Source organism: Curtobacterium sp. B18, from assembly GCF_000333375.1.
GTDB lineage: Bacteria > Actinomycetota > Actinomycetes > Actinomycetales > Microbacteriaceae > Curtobacterium.
This window is the reverse complement of the sequence record NZ_BACZ01000362.1, coordinates 1-9,564: the sequence shown is the minus strand read 5'-3', so window position 1 is coordinate 9,564 and position 9,564 is coordinate 1. Positions and strand designations below refer to the sequence as shown.

The following is a 9,564-nucleotide window of genomic DNA, read 5'->3' as shown; positions in this document are numbered from 1 at the left end:
ACTCGTCACCCGAGGCGCTCCGCCGCATCGCCGCGACCACCCGGTCGCCGACGACGAGCGCACGGATGTCCTTGCCGCGGCTCTCCGAGATGAAGCTCTGGATGAGGACGTTCTGCTTCGTGGAGTGCAGCGTCTCGACGATCGACTCGGCCACCTTGGCCTCGGGGGCGAGGATGACGCCGATGCCCTGCGTGCCTTCGAGCAACTTGATCACGACCGGAGCACCGCCGACGCGCTCGATCGCCCCACGGACGTCGGCGCGGCCGTTCACGAACGTCGTCGCGGGCATGCCGATGTCGTGCCGCGACAGGATCTGGTTCGCCCGCAGCTTGTCGCGCGAGTTCGTGATCCCGTTGGCGGTGTTCGGCGTGTAGACGTCCATCTGCTCGAACTGCCGGACCACCGCGGTGCCGTAGTACGTGATCGAGTTCCCGATGCGCGGCAGGACGGCGTCGTAGTCGGACAGGAGCTTGCCGCGGTACTGCAGGTCCGGGTCGTCGCCGGTCAGGTCGATCGCGAACCGGAGCGTGTTGAGCACCTTGACCTCGTGCCCGCGGTCGATCGCGGCAGCCCGGAGGCGCTCCGTCGAGTACGCGTGCGGCGCGCGCGACAGGATGGCGAGTTTCATCGGGTGTGCTCCGGGGTAGGGGTATCGACGGCGACGCTCCATCCAAGCATGCGACAGGATGGGCACATGGCCCGAGAACCGAAGTCACCCAACGGCGGTCTCGTGGTCGCCGGATGGCGGGAGTGGGCCGCCCTGCCGGGGCTCGGCATCCCGTGGATCAAGGTGAAGCTCGACACCGGTGCGCGGAGCTCGGCGCTGCACGCGTTCGACCTCGAGGAACTCCCCGGCGACCGGGTCCGCTTCTCGGTGCACCCGTGGCAGGACACCGATGCCGACGCCGTCACGATCGAGTGCGCGGTGCACGACCGTCGCATCGTCCGCAGCTCCACCGGGCACACCCAGGAGCGCATCGTGGTGCTCACCGAGATGTCCCTCGCCGGGCGTGTCTTCGAGGCCGAGGTCACCCTGAGCAACCGCGACCAGATGGGCTTCCGGATGCTCGTCGGCCGCGAGGCGCTGCGCCAGGGCTTCCTCGTCGACCCGGCCCGGTCCTTCATGGCCGGTCGGGCCCCGAAGGAGATCCGCCGGCGCAACCGGGGCCGCGCCTGATGCCGGACGGCCCCGCGGCCGACGTGCTCGAGCGCATCGTCGCCGGTGTCGACGCGGCCGGACTCGGTGCCTACGGCGTGCACGTCCGGATCGGTGACGACGAGGTCGAGCACCGGTGGCGCAGCGACGATCGCGAGAACCTCTACTCCGTCTCGAAGGGCGTCTGCGCGCTCGCGATCGGGATCGCCGTCGACGCGGGCATCCTCACGCTCGACACCCGCGTCCCCGAGCTGCTGCCGGACATCCCGCTCGGAGACGGCGTCGACGCGGTCACCGTCCGACACCTGCTGACGATGACGAGCGGCATCGACTTCGCCTGGTTCGGCGACGAGGTCGTGTCGTGGCCGGACCTCGCGGCCGAGATGCTCGGTCGACCGACAGTCGGCCCCGGCTCGGTCTTCCGGTACTCCGACGCGAGCCCCTACGTCGCGATGCGCATGCTGGGAGCCGTCGTCGGCGACGTCCGCGACTGGCTCCTCCCGCGCCTGTTCGACCCGCTCGGCATCCACAACCCGCAGTGGCACCGGTGTCCGCTCGGCTGGATCGTCGGCGGCAGCGGCCTGGAGCTCCGCACGTCCGAACTCGCCCGCATCGGCGCGCTGCTGCGCGACCGCGGGCGGTGCGGGGCGGACCAGCTCGTCCCGGCGTCGTGGGTCGACCGGATGCACGCGGAGTGGGTGCCGACGGGCGGCGGAGCCCCCTTCGAGCGCTACGGCCTCGCCGTGTGGGACGGCCCGGGCGAGACGTGGCGGCTCGACGGCCGCTACGGCCAGTACGTGGTCGTCGACCAGGCGCGCGACGCGGTCGTGACGATCACCGCCCACGAGGAGACGGACGACCACCGCCTCGCCGAGCTCGCCGCCGACGCGGTGCGCGAGGCGCGCGGGCCGCGCTGACCGGTCCCGCCCACGCCGAACTCGCCGAACTCGCCGAACTCGCCGCCGACGCGGTGCGCGAGGTTCGCGGGACCCACTGATCATTCCTGCTCGCTGACCGTTCCGGTTCGCGGATCCCGGGGATCGCGAACCGGAACGGTCAACGCCGTGACGGGGAGGGCCCTCGACCGGACCGACGGGCGGTCGGGAGGGACGGTGCGGGCCCGACCCGCGCCTCCCGCCCGCCGTCGGTGCGGATCAGGCCTGCAGGTGCCGCCCCAGGAACCGCAGCTGGTCCGGCGCGAGGCGCCGCCAGTAGGCGGAGGTGTGGCCGCCGGCCTCGAAGCCGCCTGCCGGTGCCGTCGCGAAGCCGTCGACGTACGTCTGCACGGCCGGCTCGAACCCGTCGCCGGTGCCGCAGTCGACCCGGACCGCGACGCCGTCGAGCGATGCCTGTCGGCCGAGCACGGTGTTCGCGGCGAAGTCCGCGGGGTCGTCGAACGCGCCCCGTGCGGTCTCCCCCGCCGACCGCCACAGCGCGGGGCTGATCGCGGAGACCGCGCGCACGTGCTCCGCGCCGAGACCGCCGGCGAGGTGCAGCGCGCCGTAGCCGCCCATCGAGTAGCCGGTGAGCCCGAGTCGCGCGGTGTCGAAGCCTCGGCGGGCGAGCAGGGGCAGGAACTCGTCGACGACCATCGCGGCGGGGTCGTCGCCGTCGGCACGACGGTGCCAGTACCGGTTGCCGCCGTCGACCGCGGCGATCGCGAACGGCGTCCCGCCCGCCGCGACGTGCGCGGCGAGGAACCGGTCGTAGCCGAGGTGGGAACCGAAGAAGTCCGCGTGGTCGTCGCCGTACCCGTGCAGGGCGACCACGATCGGCAGGGGGTCGTCGGACCGCGGCGCGGCGATCGTCCAGCCGACCTCGAGTCCCTTCCGGGCGCGGGACGTGAACGATCCGGACACGGTCGGCACCGGGGTGACGTCGGGGACCGTTCCCGCCGGCCCGTCGAGGCCGAGCACGCGGTACATGGTCGACCGGCCGGGGAGGAGCCGGAGGTTCACGGCCTCGGCCGCGGCGCCCGCCGCGACGACCGCGGCCCCGCCGACGATGAGCGAGCGACGGGTGATCCGGGCTGCACGGGAGCCGCTCATGCGCGGGGGCCGATGCTGTCCGGGGTCACGCGCGTCATCACGAGGGTCGGGGAGGTCCGCTGCACACCGGGCAAGCTACCGAGTCGGGCGCCGGAGCACCTCGGGTACACGCGGACGTCAGGTGTGAAGTCGCGCAGGAACCGGTCGCTCCGCCGACCCGAGGAGCGCGTCGGCGACGGCACGCGCGGTACCGGTCCCGAGGCCGGGTTCGCGCAGGCGCATCGCGAGGTACCCCGAGACGAGGAGCAGCAGCTGCTCGGCGAGCGCCCCGGCGTGTGCGCCGACCACGGGCTCGGCCGACGCGGTCAGGCGTCGACGCAGGGTGTCGGTCTCGTGGTCGAGGACCGCGCGGACGTCGGACGGGGCGTCGACGTACTCGGCAGCAGTGCCGAGGAACGCGCACCACCGCGAGCCCGCTGCGGTGGACCGGTACTCGTCGAGCGCGTCGAAGACCGCCAGCAGACGGCCCCGGTCGTCCGACGCGTCCGCGACGGCCCGGTCCCACGTCGCGAGCCAGTCGTCGTGCCGGCGACCGAGGGCAGCGGCCACGAGGGACTCCTTGCTGGCGTACCCGCGGTAGAGCGTGGCGCTCGAGATCCCCGCGCGCTCGAGGACGGCGTCGATGGGCGTCGCGGCGATGCCCTGCGAGAAGAAGAGCTCCTCGGCGGCGTCGAGCAGCTTCCGCTCGGTTCCTGGACGCATCGCCATGAGAGCACCCTAGGCTCTCAAAAGTGAAACGAGCGTTTTCGTTACGAGAGTCGGTGTTCGTGGGGAGCGGCCTCGGTCTGATCGCCGCGACGTACGGCTTGGTCCGGCTGGCCTACGGCCTCTTCCTGCCCGACGTCCAGCGGGACCTCGGGCTTGGCGCCGACGCTGCGGGGTGGGTCTCGTCCGGAGCCTCGGCGCTGTACTGCGTCGGCGCCGTGCTCGGGTACCGCTGTGCCGGCCGCGTGCCCCGGGTCCTCGTGGCGGTCGCCGCCGCCGTGGCTGGCGCAGGTGCACTCGGCATGGCTGCGGCCGGCGCCCCCGCGGCGTTCGCGATCGCGTCTGTCGTCGGTTCGGCGGGCGCGGGGCTGGCATCGCCCGCGCTCGTCAGTCTCGTGACGACCCTGGTGCCGCAGCCGGCGCAGCGCCGAGCGCAGGCCGTGGTGAACGCCGGGACGGGCCCCGGCCTCGTCGCCGCGGGCGTCCTCGCGCTCGCGCTCCTGCCCGACTGGCGGACCGCGTGGACGTGGTCTGGCATCGCGACCCTGGTCGTCGGGGCGGTCCTCCTCGCGTCCTCGTGGCCGCCCCGCCGGACGGGGGCCGGCGGGCGGACCCGCTCCGAGCGGTCCCCGGCCGCGGGGCCGGACCCGGCGTGGTGGAGGGCACACCGTGCGGTCCTCGTGCTCGCCCTGCTCTTCGGCGCCGGGTCGGCGGTCGTGTGGACCTACGGCCGCTCGGTGCTCGTCGATGCCGGCGCACCGGTCGCCGTCTCGGTGTCCGCGTGGATCGCGCTCGGCGTGGGCGGCGCCGCGGTCGTGGTGACCGCCCGGTGGACGAGTCGGCTGCGTGCCCGCACGCAGTGGGCACTCACCGGTGTCGCCGTCGCCCTCGGTGTGTTGGCGCTCGGCACGGTGCCGCAGTGGACGCCCGTGGCGCTCGTCGCGTGCGCCGTGTTCGGCTGGGGGTACACCGCGGCGACCGGGGCCCTGATCGCGTGGACCACCGAGATCGACCCGGAGCGGTCCTCGGCGGGCACCGCGGTGCTCTTCGTGGCGCTCGTCCTCGGCCAGGCCGGCGGTGCCGCGGCAGCCGGAGCGGTCGTCGAGCCGCTGGGGTCGCCCGGCACGTTCGGGGCCGGGGCGCTCGTGACGGCCGTCTGCGCCGTGCTCGGTGCCCGGGTCAGAGCAGCGGGCGCAGCTCGATCTTCCGGTTGCACGCCACCGACGCCTCCTGTGCGACCCGCAGCGCGGCCTCGGCGTCCGGCAGGTCCATGACCCAGAACCCGGCGACGAACTCGGCCGGGTCCCCGACGAGCCCCGGGACGGTGGTCGGCTCGGCACGACGAGCGTCGACCACGACGGCGTCCGACGGCGCCGACACCCCGGCGGCGAAGACGACGGCATCACCGAGCCGTTCGTTGAGCGCGTCGACCGCGTCGGTCTCGGCCCATGTCGCGGACTCGGTCCGACCGGCGGCCTCGGCCTGCCCGTCGTCGATGACGTTGACGAGGAAGTGCACGGCGTCTCCCCTGTTCTGTTGACCGCAGGCTACTCCGACCACCGCACCCGCTACCGTGGTGCCCATGGGGACGGCGGCGGAGTGGTCACGGCTGCCGGTGGGGCGCCGTGAACACCGGCAGGACGCCCTGCTCGCGGTCGTGCTCGGCGTCGGCCTGACGATCACGACGATGCTGTACGGCTCGGCCGGCACCTACGGCGACGACCAGGCGGCGTGGTGGGTCTCGGGCCTGCTCATCGTGGCGAACGCCGCGCCGGTCGCGTTCCGCCGTCGCTGGCCGATGACCATGGCGGTCGTCTCGGCCCTCGCGTTCGCGGCGACGCAGATCCTGCACGTGCCCGAGCTCTTCCTCGTGAACTTCACGCTGTTCATCGCGCTCTACACGGTCGGCGCGTGGTGCTCGGACCGGGTCCGCGCCGAGGTCGTGCGGTGGGTGGTCATCGGGGGCATGTTCGCGTGGCTGTTCGTCGCGATCACCTTCGGGTGGGCCGTGCCGAACGCGCTGCCGAACGACGACGGCGGACTCATCCCGCCGTACATCGCGCTCTCCCTGCTCAACATCGTGATCAACGTCATCTACTTCGGTGCTGCCTGGTACGCCGGCAACCGGGCCTGGGCGTCCGCGGTGGCGAAGCACGAACTCGACCTCCGCACCGCCGAACTCGCCGCCGAGCGGGAGCGCAGCGCGGCCCAGGCGGTCACGATCGAGCGCGTGCGCATCGCTCGGGAGCTCCACGACGTCGTGGCGCACCACGTGTCCCTGATGGGCGTGCAGGCCGGGGCCGCACGCCGCGTGATCGGCAACGACCCCGAGCAGGCGACGGCGTCGCTCGGCGTCGTCGAGCAGAGCGCCCGGACCGCCGTCGAGGAGCTCCGTCGGATGCTCGGCACCCTGCGGGCCGACGGGGACCTCGGCGACGACCACCGTGCCGCGCCGAGCACCGAGGGGCTCGCCCGCATCGGCGAGCTCGCCGACTCCGCCCGCACGGCCGGCCACCCGACCGAGTACGTGGTCGTCGGCTCCACCCGTGCCGTCCCGCCGACGGTGTCCGCCGTCGCGTACCGGATCGCGCAGGAAGCGGTGACGAACGTCCTCAAGCACGCGGGTCCGAGCGCCCGGGCGGACGTCCGAGTCCGGTACCTCGACGGCGGCGTCGAGGTCGAGGTCACCGACGACGGCCACGGCGACCGGGCACCGCGGAACACCGCGGGCAGCGGACTCGGCCACGTGGGGATGCGCGAACGCGTCGCCGCGGTGGGCGGACGGATCGAGATCGGGCCGCGCGCCCGGGGAGGCTTCCTGGTGCGGGCATGGCTGCCGACGACCTGACCATCGTGCTCGCGGACGACCAGGACCTCGTCCGGGCCGGATTCCGCGTGATCCTCGAGTCCGAACCGGGCTTCCGGGTCGTCGGCGAGGCCGCTGACGGCGCCGAGGCGGTCGAGGCGGTCCGGACGCACCGACCGGACGTGGTGTGCCTCGACGTGCAGATGCCGAACGTCGACGGGCTCGAGGCGGCGCGCCGGATCGCCGCGCTCCCGGAGCCCCCGGCCGTGCTCGTCCTGACGACGTTCGACCACGACGACGCCCTCTTCCAGGCGCTCGAGGCGGGGGCGAGCGGCTTCCTGCTGAAGAACGCCTCCCCCGAACGGCTGATCGACGCCGTCCGCACCGTGGCGGCTGGTGACGCGCTGCTCGCCCCGCACGTGACCCGCCGGGTGATCAGCCGCGCGACCTCGGGGCCGGCGGCGCCCGCGGCCGCGGACGGCCACGGTGCGGACGCCGTCCAGACCGCGGGGCTCACCGAGCGTGAGACCGAGGTCCTCCGGCTGCTCGCGCGCGGCCTGAGCAACGCCGAGATCGCCACCGAGCTCTGGGTCGGCGAGGCGACCGTGAAGACCCACGTGTCGAACGTGCTGCAGAAGCTCGGACTGCGTGACCGCATCCAGGCGGTCGTGTGGGCCTTCGAGCACGGCGTGGCCGGAACCCCCGCCTAGTCCCCCGCCCGACCCGCGCTCCCCCACGCGGCGGAGGCCGCAGTGCTCCGATCCCCGTCGCCAGCCGGAGGCGCCCGTCGCACCGCGCGCAATAGCGTCGACGCAGGCGGACCGAACCGCCACGAGAGGGGAACGAGATGCTCACCATCGACGGGGTGACCAAGCAGTACGGTGACCGCCGCGTGCTCGACGACGTGACGTTCACGGTCGGCGACGGACGCCTGACCGGGTTCGTCGGCGGCAACGGCGCCGGCAAGACCACCACGATGCGGATCCTGCTCGGCGTGCTCCAGGCCGACGCCGGCACCGTGTCGATCGACGGCTCCGTGATCGGTCCGGCCGACCGCCGCCGCTTCGGCTACATGCCCGAGGAGCGCGGCCTCTACCCGAAGATGCCGGTCGCCGAGCAGATCACGTACTTCGCCCGGCTGCACGGCGTGGACAAGCGGACCGCCACGGACCGCACCACGGACCTGCTCGACCGCCTCGGGCTCACCCAGCACGCGACCGACGCCGTCGAGAAGCTGTCCCTCGGCAACCAGCAGCGTGTGCAGGTCGCGGCGGCACTCGCCCACGACCCCGAGGTCCTCGTGCTCGACGAGCCGTTCTCCGGCCTCGACCCGATGGCCGTCGACGTCGTGCTCGCAGTGCTGCGCGAGTCGGCGGCGGGCGGCGTGCCGGTCCTGTTCTCGAGCCACCAGCTGGACGTCGTCGAACGACTCTGCGACGACGTCGTCGTGATCGCCGACGGCACGATCCGCGCCGCCGGCCCGCAGGAGGAGCTGCGGAAGCACGCCGGGCCCGCCGCGTGGGAGCTGCTCGTCGACGGCGACGTCGCCTGGCTCCGCGACGAACCGGGCGTCGTGGTCCGCGAGTTCGACGGCGGCTACGCCGTGTTCGAGGCCGACGACGCCACCGCGCAGCGGATGCTGCAGCGTGCCGTCCAGCACGGCACCGTCGGGTCGTTCTCGCCGCGCGTACCGCGCCTCAGCGAGGTCTTCCGGGAGGTCGTCCGATGAACTCCTCGTTCGTTGCGTCCGTGCGGCTCGTCGCCGCGCGCGAGATCCAGGCCCGCCTGCGCAGCAAGGCGTTCGTCGTGTCCGCCCTGATCCTCGTCCTCATGGTCGTCGCGTCGATCGTCGTCGGCGGCATCGTCGGCAAGGCGACGTCGGGCGACACCACCCCCGTGGCGGTCGTCACGGGCGTCGACCTGCCGACCAGCCGGGGGCTCGACGTCACCGAGGCGCCGACCACGGCCGCGGCCGAGCGACTCGTCCGGAGCGGTGACGTCGACGCGGCGGTCCTGCCGTCCGACGACCCGCTCGGCTACCGCGTCGTCGGACTGGACGACGCGCCGACCGACGTCGTGCAGGCGCTGAGCGTCTCGCCCCGCGTCGAGCTCCTCGACCCGAGCGCGATCCCCGGCGGGCTGATCTACATCGTGGCGCTGGCCTTCGGCGTCGTGTACTTCGCCTCCGCCGTGACGTTCGGCCAGTCGATCGCCCAGAGCGTCGTCGAGGAGAAGTCCACCCGCGTCGTCGAGATCCTCATGGCGGCGATCCCGGCACGGGCGCTCCTCGCCGGCAAGGTGCTCGGCAACAGCGTGATGGCCTTCGCGCAGATCGTCGCGGTGGCGATCGCGGCGGCGGTGACGCTCGCCGTGACCGGTCAGGACAACATGTTCACGGTGCTCGGCCCGAGCATGCTCTGGTTCGTCGGCTTCTTCGCGATCGGCTTCGTGCTCGTGGCCTCGCTGTTCGCGGCGGCCGCGGTGCTCGTCTCGCGCCAGGAGGACGTCGGCAGCGTCACCACCCCCGTGATGATGCTCGTGATGATCCCGTACATCCTCATCATCGTCGCGTACAGCAACCCGACGATCCTCGGCGTGATGTCCTACGTGCCGTTCAGCGCCGCGATCGGCATGCCGATGCGGATCTTCCTCGGCACGGTCGAGTGGTGGGAGCCGATCCTGTCGCTCCTCGTCGTGGCGGCCTCGGTCGTCGTCGTCGTGCTCGTCGGCGCCCGGATCTACGAGAACGCGCTGCTGCGCACCGGCGGCCGCGTGAAGCTCGCGGAGGCCCTCCGCGGCTGACGCCGCAGCACCGGACGGGAGGCGCAGTGCGGGTGAGCGGATCTGCT

General features: G+C 73.3%; 11 protein-coding genes. 7 read left to right on the top strand and 4 right to left on the bottom strand.

All coding sequences use genetic code 11. The features are described 5' to 3' along the window. Positions 1-628 (bottom strand): RimK family alpha-L-glutamate ligase (locus tag I5E_RS09900; RefSeq protein ID WP_022906837.1); only part of this gene is annotated, 628 nt, incomplete at its 3' end. Between the two features lie 66 nt (positions 629-694). Between I5E_RS09900 and I5E_RS09895 the strand changes: the two genes are divergently transcribed. Together I5E_RS09895 and I5E_RS09890 are read left to right on the top strand one after the other, a co-directional pair. Next, positions 695-1,177 carry an ATP-dependent zinc protease family protein gene (locus I5E_RS09895; protein ID WP_022906836.1) on the top strand — a complete coding sequence of 161 codons (483 nt, stop codon included), beginning with the start codon at positions 695-697 and terminating at the stop codon, positions 1,175-1,177. Continuing rightward, positions 1,177-2,073, top strand: a complete 897-nt coding sequence (locus tag I5E_RS09890) for a serine hydrolase domain-containing protein (RefSeq protein WP_022906835.1) — start codon at positions 1,177-1,179, stop codon at positions 2,071-2,073. The genes I5E_RS09895 and I5E_RS09890 overlap by 1 nt, the downstream gene beginning before the upstream one ends. Positions 2,074-2,310: 237 nt before the next feature. Here I5E_RS09890 and I5E_RS09885 read toward each other — a convergent pair whose 3' ends face one another. Together I5E_RS09885 and I5E_RS09880 are read right to left on the bottom strand one after the other, a co-directional pair. After that, a complete protein-coding gene (locus tag I5E_RS09885; RefSeq protein WP_022906834.1) occupies positions 2,311-3,204 on the bottom strand; it encodes an alpha/beta hydrolase in 894 nt (297 codons plus the stop codon). A gap of 117 nt (positions 3,205-3,321) precedes the next feature. Further along, a complete protein-coding gene (locus I5E_RS09880; protein WP_022906833.1) occupies positions 3,322-3,912 on the bottom strand; it encodes a TetR/AcrR family transcriptional regulator in 591 nt (196 codons plus the stop codon). Between the two features lie 53 nt (positions 3,913-3,965). On the opposite strand from I5E_RS09880, the gene I5E_RS09875 reads away from it, so the two are divergent. Continuing rightward, positions 3,966-5,183, top strand: a complete 1,218-nt coding sequence (locus tag I5E_RS09875; protein WP_049973487.1) for an MFS transporter — start codon at positions 3,966-3,968, stop codon at positions 5,181-5,183. On the opposite strand, the gene I5E_RS09870 is transcribed toward I5E_RS09875, so the two are convergent. Continuing rightward, entirely contained in the window at positions 5,089-5,427 is a 339-nt protein-coding gene (locus tag I5E_RS09870) for a YciI family protein (protein WP_022906831.1), read from the bottom strand. The genes I5E_RS09875 and I5E_RS09870 overlap by 95 nt on opposite strands. Before the next feature lie 64 nt (positions 5,428-5,491). Here I5E_RS09870 and I5E_RS09865 point away from each other — a divergent pair, with 64 nt between their 5' ends. From I5E_RS09865 to I5E_RS09850, 4 genes are all read left to right on the top strand, one after another. Next, on the top strand, positions 5,492-6,757 hold the full coding sequence (locus tag I5E_RS09865; RefSeq protein WP_022906830.1) for a sensor histidine kinase: 1,266 nt from the start codon (positions 5,492-5,494) through the stop codon (positions 6,755-6,757). After that, on the top strand, positions 6,739-7,425 hold the full coding sequence (locus I5E_RS09860) for a response regulator (RefSeq protein WP_022906829.1): 687 nt from the start codon (positions 6,739-6,741) through the stop codon (positions 7,423-7,425). Before I5E_RS09865 ends, I5E_RS09860 begins: the two co-directional genes overlap by 19 nt. 137 nt (positions 7,426-7,562) lie before the next feature. Continuing rightward, entirely contained in the window at positions 7,563-8,444 is an 882-nt protein-coding gene (locus I5E_RS09855) for an ABC transporter ATP-binding protein (protein ID WP_022906828.1), read from the top strand. Then, positions 8,441-9,517 carry an ABC transporter permease gene (locus I5E_RS09850; protein ID WP_022906827.1) on the top strand — a complete coding sequence of 359 codons (1,077 nt, stop codon included), beginning with the start codon at positions 8,441-8,443 and terminating at the stop codon, positions 9,515-9,517. Before I5E_RS09855 ends, I5E_RS09850 begins: the two co-directional genes overlap by 4 nt. The last annotated feature ends 47 nt before the right edge of the window (positions 9,518-9,564 follow it).

Bases quoted from the DNA above. Each gene is read 5' to 3' on its own strand.
- I5E_RS09885 (WP_022906834.1), bottom strand. From the start codon at position 3,204: ATGAGCGGCTCCCGTGCAGCCCGGATCACCCGTCGCTCGCTCATCGTC.
- I5E_RS09865 (WP_022906830.1), top strand. From the start codon at position 5,492: ATGGGGACGGCGGCGGAGTGGTCACGGCTGCCGGTGGGGCGCCGTGAA.
- I5E_RS09895 (WP_022906836.1), top strand. From the start codon at position 695: ATGGCCCGAGAACCGAAGTCACCCAACGGCGGTCTCGTGGTCGCCGGA.
- I5E_RS09850 (WP_022906827.1), top strand. From the start codon at position 8,441: ATGAACTCCTCGTTCGTTGCGTCCGTGCGGCTCGTCGCCGCGCGCGAG.
- I5E_RS09855 (WP_022906828.1), top strand. From the start codon at position 7,563: ATGCTCACCATCGACGGGGTGACCAAGCAGTACGGTGACCGCCGCGTG.
- I5E_RS09890 (WP_022906835.1), top strand. From the start codon at position 1,177: ATGCCGGACGGCCCCGCGGCCGACGTGCTCGAGCGCATCGTCGCCGGT.
- I5E_RS09880 (WP_022906833.1), bottom strand. From the start codon at position 3,912: ATGGCGATGCGTCCAGGAACCGAGCGGAAGCTGCTCGACGCCGCCGAG.
- I5E_RS09860 (WP_022906829.1), top strand. From the start codon at position 6,739: ATGGCTGCCGACGACCTGACCATCGTGCTCGCGGACGACCAGGACCTC.